Source organism: Pseudomonas sp. W15Feb9B (assembly GCF_000828175.1).
GTDB classification, from domain to species: Bacteria; Pseudomonadota; Gammaproteobacteria; order Pseudomonadales; family Pseudomonadaceae; genus Aquipseudomonas; species Aquipseudomonas parakoreensis.
On record NZ_JTKF01000018.1, the window covers coordinates 97,492 to 118,821 of the forward strand.

Below are 21,330 nucleotides of genomic sequence, written 5' to 3' on the forward strand. Positions count from 1 at the left end.
CCCCGCCTGCGATGAGCAGGCGGGGTTTTTTATTGCCTTCGATTTGTCGTTGGCGCTATACCGAGGTGCGCCCATCGCTGGCAAGCCAGCTCCCACAGGTTTAGCGCAATCCTTGTGGGAGCTGGCTCGCCAGCGATGGCGTCATGTCAGTCAACACAGAGGCTGACTGACACAACAACGTCCATCTTCAGTTAACGATCACTGACCTGCGGAGCCTCTTCTTTCACAGGCTTCCAGCTCAGCAACTGCTGTTTGAAGCCATAACTGGCGGTCTGGTAATAGGTGATCGCGCGGGTAATCAGCGGGTCGTCACTGCTGACCCGCGATTCACGGCTCTCGGTCAACGCATCGTCATGCCGGCGCAAGCCCTGGCGCGGACTGAGGATCGCCAGATCCTTGCCATCGAACAGGCCCAGATGTTGATAGTTGCCGACCACCACGCGCGGTGGCAGCGGGTTGTCCTGCAACAGGTTGCGGCCGAAGAACGTCGAGGTGTAATCCAGGTTCAGCAAGCCCAGCAGCGTCGGGGCCAGATCGATCTGGCTGGCCAGTTGCGCGCTTTCGCGAGCCTCGATCATTTTCGGCGCGTAGATGAACAGCGGGATCTGATAGTTGGTGATCGGCAAGTCTTCTTTACCGGCACTGCCTGCAGTGTGGTCAGCGACGAAAATGAAGATCGTATTGTCGAACCACGGTTTCTGCCGCGCCTGCTCGAGGAACTGGCCAATCGCATAGTCGGTGTACTTCACCGCGCCATCGCGGCCGTTTCCGGACTTGATGTCGATGCGGTTGTCCGGGTAGGTGTAAGGGCGATGGTTTGAGGTGGTCATCAGTTGCAGCAGAAACGGCTGCTGTTTGGCGTAGTCGGCGTCCGCCAGTTTCAGGGTCTGGCGATACAGATCTTCGTCGGCCATGCCCCAGGCGTTTTTGAAGTGGATTTCGGCTTCATCGACGCTGCTCTGATCGACGACGCGATAGCCGTTGCCGCTGAAGAACGCGTTCATGTTGTCGAAGTAACCGCGTCCGCCGTAAACGAACACACTGTCGTAACCTACGGCGCTGAGCTGTTGGCCAAGGCTGGCGAAACCGCTCTCACGACCGATGCGCTTGACGATCGAGCGGCCCGGCGTTGGCGGGATGGCCAGGGTGATGGCTTCCAGACCGCGGTCGGTGCGGGTGCCGGTGGCGTAGAAGTTATTGAAGTACAGACTCTGCTTGCGCAAGGCGTCGAGGTTCGGCGTCAGGTTGCGCCCGTCGCCGTTGCTGCCCAGGTACTTGGCGCTCAGGCTTTCGATGGTCACCAGCACGATGTTCGGCTTGCGCGGGGTGCCCGGGTTGTCGATCACCCGGCGGATGTCCTGTGGATCTTTGCCAATGAAGCGCGCGTCGCTTTCACTCAGCTCGGAACGGATCTGGCTGGCGACTTTTTCCGCCGGCAGGCTTTTGTAGAACTGGGTGTAGTCCAGTTCATTGTTACGGAACGCGGCGAAGAACTGATACGGACCGTTGCTGGCCAGTTCGTTCTGGTAGGCGTTGCCGCCCTGGGCACGAGGGGCGTCCTGGCTGAGCAGTTGCAGGCTAAGGCCCGCGACGATCAACAGGCCCAAGGCACTGAGCAGACGTCCGCGCAGCGCTGGCAGCGGAGCATTCATGGCGGCATTGAACGGCTTGCGCAAAGCGAAACTGATGACAACGGCCAATACGGCGAGGAGGCTCAGCAGTTTGCCGATCGGGTAGGATTCGAGGACGTTGTTCAGCACTTCGTCGGAGTACACCAGGTAATCGACGGCGATGAAGTTGAAGCGTACGCCGAACTCGTCCCAGAACAGCCATTCGGCCACCGCCACGAACAACATGGCGAACAGGCTGATCGTCAGCAGGACGCGCAGGAATCCGCGATGTCCGCGACGACGCCACAGGCCCGGCGGGCAGAGCAGCAGGTACAGGCCCATTGGCAGTGCCGCGTAGGCAAGGAACCCCAGGTCATACAGCGCACCGATGCCGAACACGGAAAGGGCGAGGCCACCGGCCTCATCCAGGTGAGTCAGCAGCAGGACTGCTCGCGTCAGGAGAAAAATGACCAGCCAGGCGCCGGTGATCAGCAGCAGAAAGCGCATGGGCGCTGTCTTGAAAGAGTCCATTGTCTCGTTTTCCTTATATCAATGGCGCGCGAGTGTCGCGGCGTCACTGTAATCAGGTTGTGAATCGATAGTGAAAACTTTGTTAATTATTTAATTTGTCCGGGCAAATGGACTTGCGCGTATGCCGGCCCTAGCCCTGAACCGGCGTAGGCCTTAAGCTGCGCGGGCCAAGACGGCCGTTACTGTACGGAGGAAATGCCAATGCGAATTCTATTGGTCGAAGACAACCGCGATATCCTGGCCAATCTGGCCGATTACCTGGGGCTCAAAGGCTATACCGTCGATTGCGCCCAGGACGGTTTGTCGGGCTTGCATCTGGCGGCCACCGAGCATTACGACCTGATTGTGCTCGACATCATGTTGCCCGGGATCGATGGCTACACCCTGTGCAAGCGCCTGCGTGAAGACGCGCGGCGCGACACGCCGGTGATCATGCTCACCGCCCGCGATCAACTGGACGATCGTCTGCAGGGCTTCAAGTCCGGGGCCGACGATTACCTGGTCAAGCCGTTTGCCCTGTCCGAACTGGCGGCGCGCGTCGAGGCCGTCATGCGCCGGACTCAGGGTGGCGGACGCCGTGCGCTGCAGGTCGGTGACCTGAGCTACGACCTCGACACCCTGGAAGTGACCCGCGAGGGCAAGCTGCTCAAGCTCAACCCGGTCGGCCTCAAACTGCTGGCGGTGTTGATGCAGAAGAGCCCTCACGTCCTACGGCGGGAAATTCTCGAAGAAGCGCTGTGGGGCGATGACTGCCCGGACAGCGACAGCCTGCGCAGCCATGTCCATCAATTGCGTCAGGTGATCGACAAGCCCTTCGCCAAACCGTTGCTGCAAACCGTGCACGGCGTGGGTTACCGCCTGGCCGAGGGGCGTGATGGAGTTTAAGCAAAGCCTTTCACAGCGGATCATCATCGCCTTTGCGCTGATGAGTGCGCTGGTGGCCGGGGCCTTCGCCATGGGTATTGTGGCGACCGTGCACCTGGTGGAGGAAAAACTGATTTCGGCGGGGCTGGGCGGCGACCTGCAACGTCTGTTGCTGATGGACAACGTCTCGGACTGGAGCCATCGCCCGGAACCGGATCAGTTGTTCTATTTCAGCGGTGGGCCAGGCGATTTCGAGCTGCCCAAGGATCTGCGTCACCTTGATGCGGGCTTCCACGAAGTGTTCCGCGAGCAGTTGTCTTATCACGCGATGGTCGAGATCGTCGACGGCCGTCGTTATGTCCTGCTGCAGGATCAAAGCGATTTCGAAGAGCGTGAACGCGTGCTGTTTGCCGTGGTGCTGGTGGGTTTTGTGCTCAGTCTGGCGCTGGCGGTGTTTCTCGGCTGGGTGTTGGCGCGCAAGGTCATGGCGCCAGTGGTGCGCCTGGCGCGGCAAGTGCGCCACCGCGATCAATTGCTGGGGCTGGCGCCGCCTCTGGCGCCGGATTATGCGGCTGACGAAGTCGGCGAACTGGCGGTGGCGTTCGATGCCACGCTCGGGCGTCTGCGGCAGGCGCTGACCCGCGAGCGGCTGTTCACCAGCGATGTCAGCCACGAACTGCGTACGCCGTTGATGGTGTTGGCCAGTTCCTGCGAGCTGCTTCTGGAAAACCCGGGGCTGGATCAGCGCGGTCGGGCCCAGGTCGAGCGAATTGCCCGAGCCAGCGAGGAAATGCGCGAACTGGTGCAGACCTTCTTGATGCTCGCCCGCGCTCAGCGGGAAGACGCCGGTTCCGCGCCGCAGCAGACCCTTGCCCAGGTGGCTGACGGACTGCTGGGTATCTGGCGTGAACCGATCGAGTCGAAAGGGCTGCGACTGATGTACGAGTCGGGCAACCCGCCGGACACCTGCTTCAATGCCACCCTGCTCAGCGCAGTCATGGGCAATCTGCTGCGCAATGCCTGTCACTACACCGAACATGGATTCATTCGCCTGACACTCAACGACAACGGTTTCGTTGTCGAAGACTCGGGTGTGGGTATTCCCGAGGAAAAACGCGAAGCCATGTTCCAGCCCTTCGTGCGTGGCAATGAAAAGCGCGGTGAAGGCTTGGGGCTGGGCTTGTCACTGGTGCAGCGAATCTGTGAAAACCAGGGCTGGGAGGTGACATTGAGCACCATGGAGCCTAATGGTTGCCGCTTCGAGGTCACGCTGGGCAAGCGCTGAAGATCGTTGATGGCCCCGCGCTATTGCTTTTCGCGTGTAAAACCCTGTAATAATTTGTCGGTTTACCTGACGTAATTTTCACATAGGGACGACCTGACGCTGACATGCCACTACCTATGGTAAGGGTATCAGTCAATCAGGAGCCCCCATGATGAGCAGACCGATCAAGCTCGATTTTTCCGAAAAGTATGATGACCAGCATGCACAAAAATATTTGCGCAAGCATCAGGACGGTCTAGGTCGTCGGTTGTCTCACTGGCGGGACGAGCAGTTGGCCCGCAAGGCGTTGACGCTGGCCGGCGAGCCGGGGCTGGTTCTGGATCTGCCGTGCGGTGCAGGGCGTTTCTGGCCGTTGCTGGCGGAAAAACCCAACCGGGTGATCATTGGTGCGGACAATTCCGAGTCGATGATCAAGACCGCGATGCAATCGCAACCGGCTGACGTCGTGAAACGGGTACAGCCTTTGCACACGTCAGCGTTCGACATTGCTTTGCCCGATAACGCCGTCGACAGCATTTTCTGCATGCGGTTGCTGCATCACATCGGTGAAGCCGAGCACCGGCGGGCGATTCTGCGCGAGTTCGAGCGCGTCACCCGTGATAGCGTCATCATTTCGTTGTGGGTGGACGGTAATTTCAAGGCCTGGAAACGCAAGCGCGCCGAGCGGCGTCGCGGGCAGGAAGGTTACCAGAACCGGTTTGTGTTACCGGCTGTGACAGTTGAAAAAGAATTCGAAGAAGCAGGTTTTCGCATTCAGGAACAACTCGATTTTATCCCGCTCTATGCCATGTGGCGGGTTTACGTATTACGCAAGAGGTAACAGGATGGTGGTGCAAATAGCAGCAGAAACGGAAGTCGCTCCCCAGGATCGCTTCGATTACTACTGGAACCAGCGCGGTGAATGGGTGGAAGAGCCCAACGTACGCCGTGGCGGGGAAAGTGGTGTGCAACGGGTCGTGGGCCGTGACGGCCAGTTACTGTATGCCAAGCGCCAGACCGGACATATCTATCGCAGCTGGTTGCATCCTTTCGGCCGTCCGACGGTCTTGCGCGAGCTGGATGCGCTGACCGGCGTCAGCCGTCTCGGCGTCCGCGTCCCGCAAATCGTCTTCTGCGGCGCGCAGCCCGATCCGCAATACAAGTGGCGTGCGCTGTTGGTGACCAAGTCACTGGACGGCTTCGACGAACTTGAAAAGTGGGAAGCCGCCGGTGGTCGTGCGCAATACGGCGAAGCCGTCTACGAGCGCGTGCTCAAGGACCTGGCAGAAAACCTCGCGCGCATGCACAAGGGCCGCTGGCAGCACAGCTGTATCTACATCAAACACGTATTTGTACGGGTGACCGGTGAGGGCGACGCGGCGCAGGTCGAGGTGGCATTGATCGATCTGGAAAAATGCCGCCAGCGTCTGACCGCTTATCGCGCGGCCTCCCATGACATGAAGCAATTGCGTCGCCATTCGTCGTTCAGCGACACGGACTGGAAAAAACTCGTCTACTTTTATGAGACGGCGTTTGGCAGCGCTATCAAAGGTTTATAGCGATGAAACTCGAAATTGCACGAGGTTTGTTTTTGGTTGGAGCCTTGGCAGTTGCTTCATTGGCGGTGGCGGCCTGGGAGCAGCCCCGCATGCAGGTGATCGGTGCCACTACCGGCGATGCTCACTGCGCAGTACCACGGGTGGCGAAAGCCACCGTGGCGACTAAACCCGACCATGATCTGTTGTTGTTCATGTTCGGACTTTCTCAAGGGATGAGGCCACAGAGTTGAACCGATTGAAGCCAAAATGAAAGGCCTCGCAGATGCGAGGCCTTTTTTATGCATGAATGAAAATCCCCTGTGTAGGAGCTGCCGAAGGCTGCGATCTTTTGATCTTGATCTCGGCTTTTAAAAACAAAATCAAAAGATCGTCCGAACGCGGCCCGAACCTTCGGCAGCTCCTACAGGGGTCAGGTCATGGCTTTGGATCAGGTTTGGCCAGCAGGGTGTAGATGCATGGCAAAACGAACAGGGTAAACAAGGTGCCGATCGACATCCCCGTGGCAATCACCATGCCGATATCAAACCGGCTCACCGCACCGGCACCGGTCGCCAGAATCAACGGCACCATGCCGAACACCATCGCCGCCGTGGTCATCAACACCGGGCGCAAGCGGATTGCCGCGGCTTCCTCGACCGCTTCGCGCGCGGTCAGGCCTTTGTCCTTGCGTAACTGGTTGGCGAATTCGACGATCAGGATCCCGTGCTTGCTGATCAACCCGATCAATGTCACCAGACCGACCTGGGTGTAGATGTTCATGCTCGACCAGCCAAGGAACAGCGGAATCAACGCACCACAGATCGACAGCGGCACCGTCACCAGAATCACCAACGGGTCGCGGAAGCTTTCGAACTGCGCCGCCAGCACCAGGAAAATAATCGCCAACGCGAGGGCGAAGGTTACCCACAGGGCGCTGCCTTCCTGCACGTACTGGCGCGAGGCGCCACCATAGTCGAAAGCGAAACCCGCCGGCGCTTCTTCGCGGGCGATCTGCAGCACGGTGTCGATGGCCTCGCCCATGCTGACCAGCGGGAATCCGGAAATCTTCGCCGCGTTGAGTTGCTGGAACTGGTTGAGCTGGCGCGGTCGCGCCCGGTCGCTGACCTTGATCAGCGTCGACAGCGGCAGCAGCTCGCCCTGGGTGTTCTTCACGTAGTAGTTGTTCAGCCAGCCGGGGTTTTCGCGGTACGGTCGCTCGACCTGGGCAATCACCTTGTAACTGCGGCCTTCGATGGTGAAACGGTTGATTTCCGCCTCACCCAGCAGCGTCGCCAGGGTGCCGCCCAGGTCGAGCATCGACACGCCCATCTGCGCGGCTTTGGCACGGTCGATATCGACCACCACTTCCGGTTTGTCGAATGCCAGGTCGAGGTCGACGAAGGCGAACTTGCCGGACGCCATGGCGCGTTTCTTGATCCGGTCAGCGACTTGCAACAGCAACTCGTAGTCGTTGGCCGTGTTGACCACAAACTCGAACGGCAAACCTTCGCCGGTGCCAGGCAGGGAGGGCAGGTTGAAACCGAAAATCTGCAGGCCGGGGATACTCGCCAGTTTGCCTTGCACCTCGGGCAGGATCTGCATCTGCGTGCGGCTGCGCTCGTTCCACGGCTTGAGCAGGAAGCCACCGATGCCCGCCTGCACGCCGTTGTAGCCGTTGATCTGGAACGAGGAGTAGTACTCCGGAAACTCCTTGAAGATCTTGATGAATTCGTCGGTGTAGGTGCTCAGGTAATCGAGGTTGGTCGGCTGGGGGGCCGTGGCCATCATGAAGATGATGCCCTGATCCTCATCCGGTGCCAGTTCCGACTTGGTGAACTTGAGAAACACCGGGATCAGGCACAGCACGATCACTGCGAACACCAGCACCACCGGCCGCGTGTTCAAGGTGCCGTGGAGCATGCTCTGGTAGCGGCGTTTGAGGCTGTCGAAAATGCGGTCGAGGCGGTGCGCCAGGCCACTGGGGTTTTCTTCGTGGCGCAACAGCAGGGCGCACATCATCGGCGACAGGGTCAGGGCGACAATCCCGGAAATCACCACGGCACCGGCCAGGGTCAGGGCGAACTCCTTGAACAAGGCCCCGGTCAGTCCGGTGAGGAAGCCGATCGGCGCATACACCGCCGCCAGGGTGATGGTCATCGACACCACCGGCATGGCGATTTCCCGTGCGCCTTCCAGTGCGGCCTCCAGCGGCGTCTTGCCTTCCTCGATATGCCGGTGGATGTTCTCCACCACCACGATCGCGTCGTCCACCACCAGACCGATGGCCAGCACCATTGCCAGCAGGGTCAGCAGGTTGATCGAGTAGCCCATCATCTGCATGAAGAACATCACGCCGATCATCGACAGCGGGATGGTCACCACCGGGATCACCACCGAGCGCAACGCGCCGAGGAACAGGAACACCACCACGATGACGATCAGCACCGCTTCGAACAGGGTTTTCACCACTTCATCGATCGAGGCCTGAATAAACAGCGTGGCGTCGTAGGCAATCTCGCTCTTGAGGTTGGGCGGCAGCTGCGCTTCCAGCTCCGGCATCAGCTTGCGCACTTCGCGGATCACGTCCAGCGGGTTGGCGCCGGGTGTGGCCTTGATGCCGATGTACACCGACGGCGTGCCGCCGAACGAGCTGATCGAATCGTAGTTTTCCGCGCCCATCTCGACCCGCGCCACGTCACTGAGCAGCACGCGGCTGTCGCCACTGACCTTGAGCGGAATCGCCGCGAAGGCTTCGGCGGATTTCAGTTCGGTGTTGGCGTTGATGCTGGTCACCACGTATTCGCCCTTCACCTCGCCGGCGGCGGAGAGGAAGTTGTACTGGCGCACGGCGTTGGTCACATCGCTGGCGCTGAGGCCGAAACCGGCGAGCTTCACCGGGTCGAGCCACAGGCGCATGGCGAATACCTGATTACCGAGAATCTCCGCTTCGGCCATGCCCGGCAGGGTCGCCAGTTTCGGCTGGATCACCCGCGACAGGTAGTCGGTGATCTGCGGGTTGCTCAAGTCCTTGCTGAAGAAACTGATGTACATCAGCGCCGAGGCGTCGGCTGATTCCTTGCTCAACACCGGGTCTTCGGCGTCTTGCGGCAGTTTGTTCTTCACCTCGTTGGCCTTGGCCAGCAGTTCGGTGAACAAACGGTCGGTGTTGGAACCGATGCGCGCGTAGATCGAGATCACCGAGAAGTTCTGACGGCTGACCGAGGTCATGTAGTCGATGCCTTCGGCGCTGGCCAGGCTTTGCTGCATCGGTTGGGTGATGTAGCCCTGAATGGTCTCGGCGTTCGCCCCGGGGTAGGCGGTGGTCACCGTGATCAGGGCGTTTTCCATTTGCGGGTATTGGCGCAGCGGCAGTTTGCTCCAGGCCTGGAAACCCAGCAGCACAATCAGCAGGCTGACCACGGTGGCGAGCACCGGGCGGCGGATGAACGGATCGGTAAAAGCCATGGGGATTCCTTGATCAGTCGGCGCGGGGCGGACTGTTCTGCTCGCCGAGGGTCTTGTCGTCGCTGATGGCAATGTGTGCGCCGTTGTCCAGTTTGATCTGGCCGGCGGTCACCACTTGTTCACCGCTCTGCACGCCCTTGTTGATCATTACCAGGCCATCGCGGCGTTCACCGGTCTCGATGAAACGGCGTTCGGCGATCAGCACCGGCTGGCCCTGGTCGTCCTTGATCACGCTGCCATCCTCGGCCTTCTGTTGCCCGACCACATACAGCGAGTTGCCGTAGAGGGTGTAGGTGATCGCGCTTTCCGGCACCACGATGTGTTGCTGTGGATCGGGCAGCAGCACGTCGAGGCTGGCAAACATGCCCGGCAGCAACTTGCCGTCGGGGTTGGCCAGGGTCGCGCGCACCAGAATATTGCGCGTGGTGCTCTCGACAATCGGGTTGATCGCGCTGATGGCGCCGGGGAAGGTCTGTCCGGGATAGGCCGCGACACCGATCTGCACCGGTTGGCCGATAGCCAGTTTTGGCACCGATTGCTCCGGCACATAGAAGTCGGCGTAGAGGCTGCTCAGATCCTGCAGGGTGGCGATTTTAGTGCCGCTGGCGAGGTAGTCGCCGATGTCGACCTGGCGAATCCCGATGGTGCCGCTGAACGGCGCGACGATGCGCTTTTTCGCCAGTGCTGCATTGAGCTGATTGACCGTGGCCCGCTCCTTTTGCAGCACCGCCGAGAGCCGGTCGTATTCACCTTTGGAGATGGCCCGGCTGTCGATCAACTGGCTGCCACGGCCGAAATCCAGTTGCGCCAGGCCCAGGTCAGCCTTGGCGGTTTCCAGCAGGGCGGCTTCGACGGCACTGTCGAGCTGCAGCAGTGGCTGCCCGGCCTTGACCTTCTGTCCGGATTCGAATTTGAGTTCAGTGACGGTGCCGGCGACTTCCAGACTCAGCTCGACGCCTTGCAAGGCCTTGAGCGAACCGACGGTGGGCAAACGCATCTGCCACGGCTGTTCGGTAGCGCGGGCCACGGCGACGCTGATCGGCGGTTTCGGTTTGGCAAAGCCCTGGATCATGGTGTAGATCGAAAAGGCTTTGTACCCGCCCAATACCAGGACGACCAGCAAGACAACACCCAACATGATCAGCATGCGGCGACGCAGCATTTTTCCAGTTCCTTGGATAAATCAGGTGAGACAGGCGGGCACATTACCCCGAGTCAGGTGGGGATTCCAACTGCCAGTTATTACAGTGAGGACGAATAAAACCCCTGTGGCGAGGGAGCTTGCTCCCGCTGGACTGCGCAGCAGTCCCATGCTTTTGAGTTAAAAAGCGGGGCCGCTTCGCGCCCCAGCGGGAGCAAGCTCCCTCGCCACAGTTACAGCGTTGATTCAGGCCATCAGATGAAGATGGTTATCCCAGAGCCCCGCCGGCAATTCCAGCGGTTTGGCCAGCAGTTGATCCTGGCGGCAATCGTAGTAACGGCAACGGCCCTGACCCGAGGTCACGACGAAGCCGTCCTGCACCGCACCGACGCCGGCGCAATCGGGCAGCGGCGCGTCGAGGCGCACTTCGCCGCTGTCCAGGTCCCAGATGAAGAAGCGGTTGCCGCGCGGTGCGGTCAACGCCACCAGACGCAGTTCACTGTGCACCGCAACGCTGGCGGTGTAATGCCCCATCGACTGCAACTGATGCTCCGGCACCGGGAATGCCACGAAAGGCTGGCCCGGACGCTTGATCGCCAACAGCTCGGAACGCTCATGCGAGGCGCCCATGAACTGCTGGCCGGCGACGATGGTGCCGTCGCTGGCAATGCCCAGGTGGCGCACGCTGTTCATCTGCTGGGAAAGGGTTTCCTTGCTCAGCAGCGTGCCGTCGCGCTGCATCAGCACCAGGCTCGGTTCCATGGCGTTGAGGTTCATGTCGACGCGGCTTTCGGCCTCGGTGCGGATCCCGCCGTTGGCCACCACCAGGGTTTCGCCATCGGGCATCCACGACACCTGATGCGGGCCGAGGCCATGGGTGGAAATCTCGCCGCTGTGCACCAGCCGCTCGCCTTCGAACTTGTACACCCCGAGCAGGCCACGCCCCGGATCAGTGGTGTCGTTCTCGGTGGCGTACAGGTATTCGCCGTCCTTGTGCACCACGGCGTGGCCGTAGAAATGCCGGTTCGGCTGCGAGGTCACGGTTTGCAGCAAGGTCCCGTCGCGCAGGTCGATCAGGTAGCTCTCGGTGCCCGGGCGGCGGGCGACGAACAGCGCGATCGGCAGCGTCGGGTGGTTGATGATGTCGTGACAACGCTGGCCGACTTCGGTGGCGAACACTCGCGTACCGTCCAGCCGATAACCGACGGCGTAATGCTTGCCGTCGGTGTCATCGCGCGCCGAGAGCAACAGCGGGCTCTGATCCTTGCGCTTGAACAGCGTCCAGCCGCCCAGTGTCACTGCTCCCAGCAGCAAACTACCTAAAGTCAGAGCCTGGCGTCGCAGCATGGCACTTGCCCTCATCAGTCACCGTCGTTGGCGTTGAAGCCCAGTTGGATGCCCAGCGCCTTGGCCAGTTCGCCTTCGTGCAGGCGATGGACGACGTTGAGGCTGTCGTAGAGATCGTTGAGTTGTTGACGACCGGCGTCGTCCTGGAGCATTTCGGTCAGCGAGCGCTGCGTGCTGTCGAACAGTTTCAGCGACGCGGCGTAAGCGGCGTCGATCTTGTCCGCCAACGGTTTCTGCTCGGCCGGCAGCAGACCGCGCAGGCCTTTGTTGTCGACGCCTTCCCAGACGGTTTTGGCTGCAGCGAGGCTGGCTTCCAGCGCGGTCAGCGACGACTGGCTGCGCCAGGCATCAGCCTGGAACGGCTGCGGCACGCCTTTGCTCTGACGGCCCATTGGCGTGCCGAGTTTTTTCTTCAGGGTGTCGAGGGCGGTGACCTGCACACGCAGCAGATCGGCGATCGCTTCGTGCGAGTCGGCGTAGCGCTGGTTGGGGAACTTGCTCATCTGCGCGAGCATGCCGTCGGTGTTGTTCCAGCTCTGCAGAATCTCTTCTGCCAGTTGCTTCTGGCGCTCGCCGATGGCGATCAGCAACGGGCAGTACTTGGCTTTCTGCTCGGCGTTGGCGACGTCCGGCTTTTCATCGAAAAGGATGTACTCGTACGCCGACAGGCCCTGTACCACCACGCTGGATTTGGCCAGTGCGGCGGCGTCGATCTGCGGCTGGGCGGTGACCAGTTGCTCGACCTGACGGCCGACCAGGTTCTTCTTGTCCGGCCAGAATTGCACCTGCCACGAACGGTTGCCCTCGGCCAGTGGCCCGATCAGCAACGGTTGCAGCTCGGCCCAGGCTTTCTGCGCATGCAGGAAGTCGGCGCGGGCGGTTTCCAGGGTTTCCTTGCCTTGGCAGTAGGCGAGGGCGCTGACCGCCAGTTGCTTGTCGGCTTCGACCCAACGGGTGTAGGTCGGCAGGATCACCGATTTGGCGATGGCCGCCGACGTGACTGCTTGCGGGTCCTGCGGCGAGCAGGCGCCAAGAGCAAGTGCGGCAAGGCTGGTGAACAACAACTTGGGACGGAACATGTCGGGCTCCCGATTCTTTTAAGTGTTTAAAGTGAGTTCAAGAACGCCAGCAGCGCGGCTCGCTGCTCGGCGTTAAAAGACAAAACCTGTTGCTGCGCCTGCTGCGCTTCGCCGCCATGCCAGAGCACGGCTTCGAGCAGGTTGCGGGCGCGGCCGTCATGCAGAAACTGAGTGTGGTCACTGACCGCTTGCGTCAGGCCGATGCCCCACAACGGCGGGGTGCGCCAGTCGCGGCCGGAGGCCTGGAATTCGGTGCGGTGGTCGGCCAGACCCTCGCCCATATCGTGCAGCAGCAGATCGCTGTACGGGCGAATCACTTGATTGGCCAGTTCAGGTTCGGCGGCGTTGGCGGCGGTGGTGTATTTCGGGGTGTGGCAGGACTGGCAACCGGCCTGGAAGAACAGGTTCTTGCCGGCCAGCACTTGCTCGTCGTTGACGCCACGGCGCGCCGGCACCGCCAGGTTGCGCGTGTAGAACAGCACCAGACGCAGGATGTTGTCGCTGACTTCCGGCTCGCCGTCCGGGCCATTGCCGTTGGGTGCCTGTTTGCACGCGGTTTGCGCGTCGGTGCAGTCATCGAAGGGGCGCAGGCTGGTCGTGAGGCCCATGTCTCCGGAAAACGCGTGGACATTCTGCTGATTGAGATTGGGTTGCCCGGCTTTCCAGCCGAATCGACCCATGACGGTCTTTTGCTGCGCGTCATCCCAGACCCGATTCGCTCGGCCGTTGATGCCGTTGTTCTCTTTGGCTTGCGCGGCGGCGTTGGCGAGTATCGCGTCCTCGGGAATCGCTTCGAGCAGGCCGAGGCCGATCATCGGCGGCGCAACCCGGGCCGAGAAACGCGTGTCCGGGTGCATCGGGCCGTAACCCAACTGAGTGAATTGCAGCGCCGGTTTGCGCAGCTCGACTTCGGTACCGTCCTTGAAACGAATCGACACCGGGGTGTATTCGACACGCACCTTGCCTTCCGGGGTGACACCGGGCACGGCCATGTCCTGGAACTGGCCGCCGTAGACCGGCTCCGGCACCACGCCGAGTTGCTCGATGACGTTGGCATAGGCCGGCGAATCGGGAATCGACAGGCGCACCAGCATCGACACCGCGTTCGCCGCTTCCGGTGCCGGCGGGTGGCCACGGCCGTCCTTGATGTGGCAGTTCTGGCAAGCGTTGGTGTTGAACAGCGGGCCGAGGCCATCGCGTGCGGTGGTGGTCGACGGGGCGATCACCCACGGACTGCGGAAGAAACTGTTGCCGACACTGAAGTCGACCCGACGTGATGGCGGCAGATTGGCCGAAGGCAGCGAGAACGCATTCTGATCGGTCTTGCGCACAGTCGTTGCCCCGCCCGAACGCGCTTCACCGGGCTCAGCCTTGGTAAAGCGCGGGGCGTCATCGCAGGCACTCAGGCCCAGGGCCAGAAACAGTGCGGACAAGCGAAGCAGCAGCGAGGGCATCAGACATCCTGCGGACGGGCGAAAACAAAGGCGCAAAGTCTAACAGGGCGGGGGAGTTTGAATAAGAGGAATTATCGTTTGCTTGATTTGCGGCAGGGTTTCACTCGAGACCGAGGCGCAGCCATCGCTGGCAAGCCAGCTCCCACAGTATTTGTGTTGTACTCGGAGTGTGTGAACACCGCGAAACCTGTGGGAGCTGGCTTGCCAGCGATGAGGCCATCAGCATCACCGCAAAAAGCAGGCATGAAAAAGGCGACCCGAAGGTCGCCTTTTTTGGCGCAGACGCGCGTGATCAGAATTCGTGATCAGCGTTGTCCGGGTTCAGGTCGCTGATGCCCAGCTTGCCGGCAGCGGCTTCGATCGAACCGGTCTGCTTGACCAGCGCGGCGATGGCGTCACGCACGATCTGATTGCCGGCGGTGTTGCCCGCAGCGATCAACTGGTCGTAGTGCTCACCCTTGTTGGCGTGATCGACCATGACCTGGATCTTGGCTTCGGTAGCGGCCAGATCGGCTTTCAGCGCGGTGTCGGCAGCCGGGTCAGCCTTGGCCACCAGCGACGACAGGCTGGCGCCGGTCATCTTGCTGCCATCAACCCGGGTGTACTCGCCCAGGTACACGTTACGAATGCCTTTGGCATCGTAGAAGTGCGAGTTGTGGGTGTTGTCGCTGAAGCAATCCTGTTCGTCTTCCGGCGAGTTGGCTTCCAGCGAAACTTTCATGCGCTCGCCCGCCAGTTCGCCCAGGGACAGGCTGCCCATGCCGAACAGCATTTTGCGCAGGCCGCTTTCAGCCGGTTCGGCTTCCAGGGTGGCGCGGTAGTTGTCAGCCACGTTCGGCTTCCAGTTGCCGACCATTTCTTCGAGGTCGCTGACCAGCAGTTGAGTCACGGCTTTCAGGTACGCACGGCGACGATCGTTGTGACCGCCGGTGGCGCCTGCGCCTTCCAGGTAGTCCGACGCCGGACGGTTGCCGGCGCCCGGGCCGGTGCCGTTCAGGTCCTGGCCCCAGAGCAGGAATTCGATCGCGTGGTAGCCGGTGGCGACGTTGGCTTCGGAACCGCCCAGCTCGTTGAGGCTGGCGAGTTTTTCCGGGGTGATGTCCTTCACGTCGACCTTGTCTTCGCCGACCTGCACTTCAGTGTTGGCGATGATGTTGGCGGTGGCGCCCGGGTTGCCCAGCGCGTGCTCGTAGGATTTGTCGACGTAGTCGATCAGGCCTTCGTCCAGCGGCCAGGCGTTCACCTGACCTTCCCAGTCGTCGATGATGGTGTTGCCGAAGCGGAACACTTCGCTCTGCAGGTAAGGCACGCGCGCAGCGACCCAGGCTGCACGAGCGGCTTTCAGGGTGTCGGCGTTCGGCTTGGCGAGGAACGCGTCGACCGCGGTTTGCAGGGTTTTCGCAGTGGATTCGGCATCGCTGTAAACGGCGAAGACCATGTCGGCGTAGTGCGCGACCACAGCCTTGGCGGCGGCTTCATCGACTTTACCGGCAGCGGCAGGTGCTGGAGCGGCGGCGGTGCTGGCGGCCGGCGTCGGTGCGGCCGGGGCGGCAGCCTTGTCTTTGCCTTCGCCGCAACCGGCGAGGGAAATAGCGATGGCCAGCAGACTGGCGGTAGCCAGAGGCATACGAATCATGGCGAACATCCTGCTTCGGTAATGGAATGGACAGGGCGCGGGGGTGCGCAAAGCTGCGACATAATGCAAATCTTTCGCATTATGTGTAAAGGGTTGTGGCTGGAAATATTTCTTATTTAGCCGGTTGTTATGCGCGGCATCAAAGGATCGCCGCGTTGCTACGCTGCGCCTGTTTGAGGTAGGCCGTCAGCTCCCGGGCAGGCAGCGGCTTGCTGTAGTGGTAGCCCTGACCTTCGTGGCAGCCTTCGGAGATGATGTAGGACTCCTGCTCGGCGGTTTCCACGCCTTCGGCGATCACCTGCATGCCCAGGCTTTTGCCCAACTGAATGATTGCGCGAACGATGGTCGCATCGTCGTCGTCATCCAGCAGATCCTGAACGAAGCTCTTGTCGATCTTGATCTTGTCCAGCGGCAGGCTTTTCAGGTAACTCAGCGATGAATAGCCGGTGCCGAAGTCGTCGATGGCGATCAGCGCCCCGGAACGACGCAGGCTCAGCAGATGCTGGGCGGCGGTGCTGATGTCTTCCATCAGGCCGGTTTCGGTGACTTCCAGCTCCAGGCTGCGCGGCGGCAAACGGTAGATCTGCAGCAGGTTGTTGACTACTCGCGGCAACTCGGCGTGGTGCAGTTGCACGGTGGACAGGTTGACCGCCATGCGCAGATCGACGAAGCCCTGATCGTGCCATTCGCGCAATTGCTTGCAGGCCTGATCCAGCACCCATTCGCCGATGGCGATGATGGTGCCGTTCTGCTCGGCCAGCGGGATGAACAGGTCCGGCGGCACCAGACCATGCTCCGGATGCTGCCAGCGAATCAGTGCTTCGACCCCGACCACGCGGTGATCGCGGTAGCTGATCTGCGGCTGATAAACGAGGTAGAACTGGTCGCGAATCAGTGCGTCGCGCAGGTCTTTTTCCAGTTCGCGACGGCGGCGCATCTCGCTGTCGACGCTGGCAATGTAGAACTGATAGCGATTGCGCGAGCGGGTCTTCGCCAGCGTCATGGTCTGCTCGGCTTTCTGCAACAGTTTCTCGGTGCTGTCGCCGTCTTCGGGGAACAGGGTGATGCCGATGGTCGCGCGCAGGCGGATTTGTTGATGATCGAGGTCAAACGCCGCTTCCAGATCATCAAGGATGCTTTGCGCCAGTTCTGCCGCCTCGTAAGGCTGCTCTATATCGGCCTGCACCAGCGCAAACTGGTCGCCACCCAGTCGGGCGAGGGCGCCAAGGCGACCGCTGTGGGCGCGCAGTCGGTCGGCCAGTGCCAGCAATAACTGGTCGCCGGTCTGATAGCTGAACTGCTCGTTGATCCCTTTGAAATCATCCAACCCCACGCACAGCACCGCGACCCGGCGTTGCAGCTTGCCGGCGTCGACCAGAATCTTGTCCAGTTGCTGCTGCAATTGCTGGCGGTTCGGCAGGCCGGTGAGGAAGTCGTACTGGGCCATGCGCAGCAGGCTGTTTTCCGCTTCGTGGCGCAGGTGGGTGTTGCGTTCGATGGATTCGAGCAACTGGTTGGCGGTGTTGATCCAGATCCCCAGTTCGTTTTTCTCGTGGCCCTTGAGCTGCGGAATCTTGTGCTCGCTGGGGCGATCGGGATTGATTTCGGTGAGGTGCTCGATGATCCGCGACAGCGGCTTGGTCAGCAGCCAGTGATAGACCAGATACAGCACCAGGCCCATGGCCAGGGCGCGCAATACGCCGGAAATGAAAATGATCACCGAACTGACAATGAAGCTCTCGCCATAGGTGGCGGTGTCGAGGGTGATGCTCAGGTCGCCGTAATACTCGCTGTACGGGCCGCGACCGACCAATTGGGTGGTGAAGGTGCGTTCCTGACCGAGGATCAGATCGGTCAGCCAACGGCTGTTGGAGTGCTGCAACTCACGGGACTTTTGCGCGAGCATCGCTTCATTGGGGTGGCCAATGGAGGCCTGGCGCACGGCATCGTCCTGGAACAGGCCTTCAATCACCTGCATGCCCATTTCCCGGTCCAGGCTGTAGACGGCCTGCGTCGAGGGATCACGGAACATGTCGAGGATGCGCTGCGCGTCGCCGGCCACCGCCTGGCGGGTTTTATAGGCATCGAAAACAATCTGGGCGCAGCTCAAGACCACGCCGACGATCAATGCCGAAAGGAGCACGACCCGGAGCAACTTCACCGACAAGCTGTTCTTGAGTTCCAGCTTCAAAGGGTTATTCCTTGTTCCGTGCGGGTAGCGTCAAGTTGCCATGAGTATTGGCAATCCCGTGTTGGCAGTCAAAGGGACAATCAAGCCTCGGAACATTTGCCCGTGGCCTTGGCCGAAATACTGCTGTCTGGAGTCTCAGCTCTATTTGTACTGTGTCGGTAGTTTCGGCCCTCAACTTGAGCGGTGCGGGACAATTTTTCCTCTGTTTGATGTTAGTCCGATGTGCTTCCCCGGCAAGCCGTCGCAGACAACGTTCATCGTGAGAAAAACGCTATTTCCTGTAGGAGCTGCCAAAGGCTGCTCCTACAGAAAAACAGAGGCGCCAGAAATCGTGGCACGGTGCGGCAGCTCCTACACAAAGCAAAGGCATAAAAAACCCGGCAATAGCCGGGTTTTTTGACTGGGGCGCAGCTTAAGCGGTGAAGGTTTTACCTTCGAACTGCTCGGCAACGAACTTCCAGTTGACCAGGTTCCAGAACGCTTCAACGTACTTCGGACGCAGGTTGCGGTAGTCGATGTAGTAAGCGTGTTCCCAGACGTCGCAGGTCAGCAGCGGGGTGTCGCCGCTGGTCAGCGGGTTGCCGGCGCCGATGGTGCTGGCCAGGGCCAGGGAACCGTCAGCCTTTTTCACCAGCCAGCCCCAGCCGGAACCGAAGGTGCCGATCGAGGTTTTGCTGAACTCTTCCTTGAACTTGTCGAACGAACCGAACGCTGCGTTGATGGCTTCAGCCAGTGCGCCGGTTGGTTGACCGCCGGCGTTTGGCGCCAGGCAGTTCCAGTAGAACGTGTGGTTCCAGACCTGAGCGGCGTTGTTGAAGATGCCGCCCGAGGAAGTCTTGACGATCTCTTCCAGGGTCTTGCCTTCGAACTCGGTGCCTGGCACCAGGTTGTTCAGGTTCACGACATAGGTGTTGTGGTGCTTGTCGTGGTGAAATTCCAGGGTTTCCTTGGAAATGTGCGGCTGCAGGGCATCGTGTGCGTAAGGCAGCGGCGGCAATTCGAAAGCCATGATGATTCTCCTAATCAGGTCTGTTGCGGTGAGCGCAAGGCCGATCACGGGCGGCCAGAAATGCACCGACGAGTTTTTACTCTTTGCGGCGCAGGGTTCGGATCATAGCACCGGGGTCAAGGCTTAACCACGCAACAACTGTGTGGGATAGAGGTTCCAGAGCTGTTTGGAATAAATCACTGCGCCAATATCAATTGCCCGGCGACCGTGAACATCATCAACGCCACCACCAGATCGAGAATCCGCCAAGTACTCGGCCTTGCCAGCCACGGCGCGAGCCATGCGGCACCGAGGGCGAGGGTGAAAAACCACAGCAGCGAAGCACTTGCCGCACCCACGACATAAGCGCCAGGCACCGATTGCTGCGCCCCCAGCGAGCCGATCAGCAACACCGTGTCCAGATAAACGTGCGGGTTGAGCAGCGTCACCGCCAGCGCGCTGAGCATCACCGCGCGCAACGAGCGTACGGTGTGGTTTTCTCCCTGATCCAGACTCTGTTTCGAGAACGCCCGGCGCAGCGCCTGGCTGCCATACCAGATCAGAAAGACCGCGCCGCCCCAGCGCGCCACTGCGAGCAATGTCGGGTTCTGCGCCAACACCGTGGCCAGGCCGAAAACCCCGGCCGCCACCAGCAGCGCATCACAGGCCACGCACAGCGCCGCTACCGGCACGTGATGTTCGCGTCGCAGACTCTGCGCCAGTACAAAAGCGTTCTGGGTGCCGATCGCCATGATCAGCCCCAAGGCCACCAATAGCCCGTTCACATAGCTTTGCCACATCAATAATTACTCCGCATTGGCTGCGAGATCGCGCAGCACGTGCATGGCGCGTTCGGCGTCGGCCTGACCGACAAACAAATGATCGTGGTAGTACCCGGCGATCACGTTGCAACTGATCCCGGCCTTGCCCAGTGCGCTGGCGAACGCAGCGGTCAGGCCAACGGCTTCCAGTGCCGAATGCACGTTGAGGGTGATCCACGCCGCGACATAATCGAAACTGAACCCGGCGCGTTCAGCCTGGGAACGCTCGAGAATCACGGTCAGGCCTTCCTGCTCGCGGAAGCTGCCGACAATTTCCAGACCATTGGGCAACGGCGCGTCGCGCAGGGTGCAGAACACGTATTCGCCGGCATTGAGCTGCGGGCTCATGCTGCGCAGCAGCGTCGTGAGAGAGGTTTCGCCAGCCATTGCCGTGTTCCTTGATAAAGAGTGCTTGCTGGCTATTCTCCGGTCGAAAGCGGTATAAGAAAAACCAATAGTGCTGATCGCTCATTAGGAAAACTGATGTTCGACTATAAATTACTTTCCGCGCTGGCCGCTGTGGTCGAGCAGGCCGGATTCGAACGCGCTGCACAGGTGCTGGGCTTGTCGCAATCGGCGATCTCCCAGCGGATCAAATTGCTGGAAGCGCGGGTCGGCCAACCGGTGCTGGTACGCGGCACGCCGCCATCTCCGACCGAGATTGGCCGGCGGCTGCTCAACCATGTGCAGCAGGTGCGCCTGCTCGAACGTGACTTGCAGACCCTGGTGCCAGCGCTCGACGAAGAGGGGCTGCCGGAACGTTTACGCATCGCCCTCAACGCCGACAGCCTCGCCACCTGGTGGGCCGAAGCCGTGGGCGATTTTTGCGCCGAGCAGCATTTATTGCTGGATCTGGTGGTGGAAGATCAGACCGTCGGCCTCAAGCGCATGCGGGCCGGGGAAGTGGCGGCGTGTGTCTGCGCCAGCGAACGCCCGGTGGCCGGTGCGCGCAGCGTGTTGCTCGGGGCGATGCGCTATCGAGCGCTGGCCAGTCCGGCATTCATCGAGCGGCATTTCCCCGACGGGGTACGCGCCGAACAGCTGCCGCGCACCCCGGCGCTGGTGTTTGGCCCGGACGATTTCCTTCAGCATCGCTATCTCGCATCGCTGGGTGTCGATGGCGGATTCGAGCACCATTTGTGTCCGTCCTCTGAAGGATTTGTGCGCCTGACCGAAGCCGGGTTCGGCTGGGGCCTGGTGCCGGAACTGCAAGTGCGCGAGCAACTGCAACGCGGTGTGTTGCGCGAACTGTTACCAGATAAACCGATCGATGTGCCGTTGTACTGGCATCATTGGCGCAATGGCGGTCAGCTGCTGGCCTTGCTGACCGAACAATTGCTACGTTCTTCATCGCGCTGGCTGGTGCCCTTGGGCTGATGATCAGCGTCAAGACAGACGTAT

At 60.8% G+C, this 21,330-nt stretch carries 17 protein-coding genes; 6 read left to right on the forward strand and 11 right to left on the reverse strand.

From position 1 onward, the window contains the following. Window positions 1–191: 191 nt before the first annotated feature. The gene (locus OC71_RS10705) at window positions 192–2,141 is read right to left on the reverse strand and encodes an LTA synthase family protein (protein ID WP_041068398.1); all 1,950 of its coding nucleotides are present in this window, start codon (window positions 2,139–2,141) and stop codon (window positions 192–194) included. Between the two features lie 201 nt (window positions 2,142–2,342). On the opposite strand from OC71_RS10705, the gene colR reads away from it, so the two are divergent. The 5 genes from colR (at window position 2,343) to OC71_RS10730 (ending at window position 6,058) form a co-directional block, all read left to right on the forward strand. Then, entirely contained in the window at window positions 2,343–3,026 is a 684-nt protein-coding gene (gene colR, locus OC71_RS10710; protein WP_041068401.1) for a two-component system response regulator ColR, read from the forward strand. Then, on the forward strand, window positions 3,016–4,290 hold the full coding sequence (locus OC71_RS10715) for a HAMP domain-containing sensor histidine kinase (protein WP_041068403.1): 1,275 nt from the start codon (window positions 3,016–3,018) through the stop codon (window positions 4,288–4,290). The genes colR and OC71_RS10715 overlap by 11 nt, the downstream gene beginning before the upstream one ends. Before the next feature lie 151 nt (window positions 4,291–4,441). Further along, on the forward strand, window positions 4,442–5,110 hold the full coding sequence (locus tag OC71_RS10720) for a class I SAM-dependent methyltransferase (RefSeq protein ID WP_041068703.1): 669 nt from the start codon (window positions 4,442–4,444) through the stop codon (window positions 5,108–5,110). Between the two features lie 4 nt (window positions 5,111–5,114). Then, a complete protein-coding gene (locus OC71_RS10725; protein ID WP_041068405.1) occupies window positions 5,115–5,828 on the forward strand; it encodes a lipopolysaccharide kinase InaA family protein in 714 nt (237 codons plus the stop codon). A 2-nt stretch (window positions 5,829–5,830) separates the two neighbouring features. Continuing rightward, a complete protein-coding gene (locus tag OC71_RS10730; RefSeq protein WP_041068407.1) occupies window positions 5,831–6,058 on the forward strand; it encodes a hypothetical protein in 228 nt (75 codons plus the stop codon). A 184-nt stretch (window positions 6,059–6,242) separates the two neighbouring features. Here OC71_RS10730 and OC71_RS10735 read toward each other — a convergent pair whose 3' ends face one another. The 10 genes from OC71_RS10735 to OC71_RS10780 all read right to left on the reverse strand — a co-directional run bounded on the left by OC71_RS10735 (window position 6,243) and on the right by OC71_RS10780 (window position 20,316). Next, the gene (locus tag OC71_RS10735) at window positions 6,243–9,272 is read right to left on the reverse strand and encodes a multidrug efflux RND transporter permease subunit (RefSeq protein ID WP_041068409.1); all 3,030 of its coding nucleotides are present in this window, start codon (window positions 9,270–9,272) and stop codon (window positions 6,243–6,245) included. A 13-nt stretch (window positions 9,273–9,285) separates the two neighbouring features. Beyond that, window positions 9,286–10,434 (reverse strand): efflux RND transporter periplasmic adaptor subunit, encoded by a 1,149-nt coding sequence (locus OC71_RS10740; protein ID WP_041068411.1) that lies wholly within the window; start codon window positions 10,432–10,434, stop codon window positions 9,286–9,288. 225 nt (window positions 10,435–10,659) lie between these two features. Beyond that, complete coding sequence (locus OC71_RS10745; protein WP_041068413.1) at window positions 10,660–11,760, reverse strand: DUF1513 domain-containing protein; 1,101 nt, start codon at window positions 11,758–11,760, stop codon at window positions 10,660–10,662. A 14-nt stretch (window positions 11,761–11,774) separates the two neighbouring features. Continuing rightward, window positions 11,775–12,839 carry an imelysin family protein gene (locus OC71_RS10750; RefSeq protein ID WP_041068415.1) on the reverse strand — a complete coding sequence of 355 codons (1,065 nt, stop codon included), beginning with the start codon at window positions 12,837–12,839 and terminating at the stop codon, window positions 11,775–11,777. Window positions 12,840–12,865: 26 nt separating this feature from the next. Beyond that, complete coding sequence (locus OC71_RS10755) at window positions 12,866–14,293, reverse strand: di-heme oxidoredictase family protein (protein WP_041068417.1); 1,428 nt, start codon at window positions 14,291–14,293, stop codon at window positions 12,866–12,868. Between the two features lie 292 nt (window positions 14,294–14,585). Beyond that, complete coding sequence (locus tag OC71_RS10760) at window positions 14,586–15,929, reverse strand: imelysin family protein (RefSeq protein ID WP_041068419.1); 1,344 nt, start codon at window positions 15,927–15,929, stop codon at window positions 14,586–14,588. 139 nt (window positions 15,930–16,068) lie between these two features. Further along, window positions 16,069–18,120: a bifunctional diguanylate cyclase/phosphodiesterase gene (locus OC71_RS10765; RefSeq protein WP_041068421.1), complete on the reverse strand. Its 2,052-nt coding sequence runs from the start codon at window positions 18,118–18,120 to the stop codon at window positions 16,069–16,071. A gap of 412 nt (window positions 18,121–18,532) precedes the next feature. Continuing rightward, on the reverse strand, window positions 18,533–19,129 hold the full coding sequence (locus OC71_RS10770; RefSeq protein WP_003227660.1) for a superoxide dismutase: 597 nt from the start codon (window positions 19,127–19,129) through the stop codon (window positions 18,533–18,535). Between the two features lie 176 nt (window positions 19,130–19,305). Beyond that, window positions 19,306–19,908: a LysE/ArgO family amino acid transporter gene (locus OC71_RS10775; RefSeq protein WP_041068423.1), complete on the reverse strand. Its 603-nt coding sequence runs from the start codon at window positions 19,906–19,908 to the stop codon at window positions 19,306–19,308. Between the two features lie 6 nt (window positions 19,909–19,914). Then, window positions 19,915–20,316 carry an ACT domain-containing protein gene (locus OC71_RS10780; RefSeq protein WP_041068425.1) on the reverse strand — a complete coding sequence of 134 codons (402 nt, stop codon included), beginning with the start codon at window positions 20,314–20,316 and terminating at the stop codon, window positions 19,915–19,917. Window positions 20,317–20,412: 96 nt separating this feature from the next. On the opposite strand from OC71_RS10780, the gene OC71_RS10785 reads away from it, so the two are divergent. Beyond that, a complete protein-coding gene (locus OC71_RS10785; RefSeq protein WP_041068427.1) occupies window positions 20,413–21,306 on the forward strand; it encodes a LysR family transcriptional regulator ArgP in 894 nt (297 codons plus the stop codon). Window positions 21,307–21,330 lie beyond the last annotated feature (24 nt).

Bases quoted from the DNA above. Each gene is read 5' to 3' on its own strand.
- OC71_RS10705 (WP_041068398.1), bottom strand. From the start codon at position 2,141: ATGGACTCTTTCAAGACAGCGCCCATGCGCTTTCTGCTGCTGATCACC.
- colR (WP_041068401.1), top strand. From the start codon at position 2,343: ATGCGAATTCTATTGGTCGAAGACAACCGCGATATCCTGGCCAATCTG.
- OC71_RS10715 (WP_041068403.1), top strand. From the start codon at position 3,016: ATGGAGTTTAAGCAAAGCCTTTCACAGCGGATCATCATCGCCTTTGCG.
- OC71_RS10720 (WP_041068703.1), top strand. From the start codon at position 4,442: ATGAGCAGACCGATCAAGCTCGATTTTTCCGAAAAGTATGATGACCAG.
- OC71_RS10725 (WP_041068405.1), top strand. From the start codon at position 5,115: ATGGTGGTGCAAATAGCAGCAGAAACGGAAGTCGCTCCCCAGGATCGC.
- OC71_RS10730 (WP_041068407.1), top strand. From the start codon at position 5,831: ATGAAACTCGAAATTGCACGAGGTTTGTTTTTGGTTGGAGCCTTGGCA.
- OC71_RS10735 (WP_041068409.1), bottom strand. From the start codon at position 9,272: ATGGCTTTTACCGATCCGTTCATCCGCCGCCCGGTGCTCGCCACCGTG.
- OC71_RS10740 (WP_041068411.1), bottom strand. From the start codon at position 10,434: ATGCTGCGTCGCCGCATGCTGATCATGTTGGGTGTTGTCTTGCTGGTC.
- OC71_RS10745 (WP_041068413.1), bottom strand. From the start codon at position 11,760: ATGCTGCGACGCCAGGCTCTGACTTTAGGTAGTTTGCTGCTGGGAGCA.
- OC71_RS10750 (WP_041068415.1), bottom strand. From the start codon at position 12,839: ATGTTCCGTCCCAAGTTGTTGTTCACCAGCCTTGCCGCACTTGCTCTT.
- OC71_RS10755 (WP_041068417.1), bottom strand. From the start codon at position 14,293: ATGCCCTCGCTGCTGCTTCGCTTGTCCGCACTGTTTCTGGCCCTGGGC.
- OC71_RS10760 (WP_041068419.1), bottom strand. From the start codon at position 15,929: ATGATTCGTATGCCTCTGGCTACCGCCAGTCTGCTGGCCATCGCTATT.
- OC71_RS10770 (WP_003227660.1), bottom strand. From the start codon at position 19,129: ATGGCTTTCGAATTGCCGCCGCTGCCTTACGCACACGATGCCCTGCAG.
- OC71_RS10775 (WP_041068423.1), bottom strand. From the start codon at position 19,908: ATGTGGCAAAGCTATGTGAACGGGCTATTGGTGGCCTTGGGGCTGATC.
- OC71_RS10780 (WP_041068425.1), bottom strand. From the start codon at position 20,316: ATGGCTGGCGAAACCTCTCTCACGACGCTGCTGCGCAGCATGAGCCCG.
- OC71_RS10785 (WP_041068427.1), top strand. From the start codon at position 20,413: ATGTTCGACTATAAATTACTTTCCGCGCTGGCCGCTGTGGTCGAGCAG.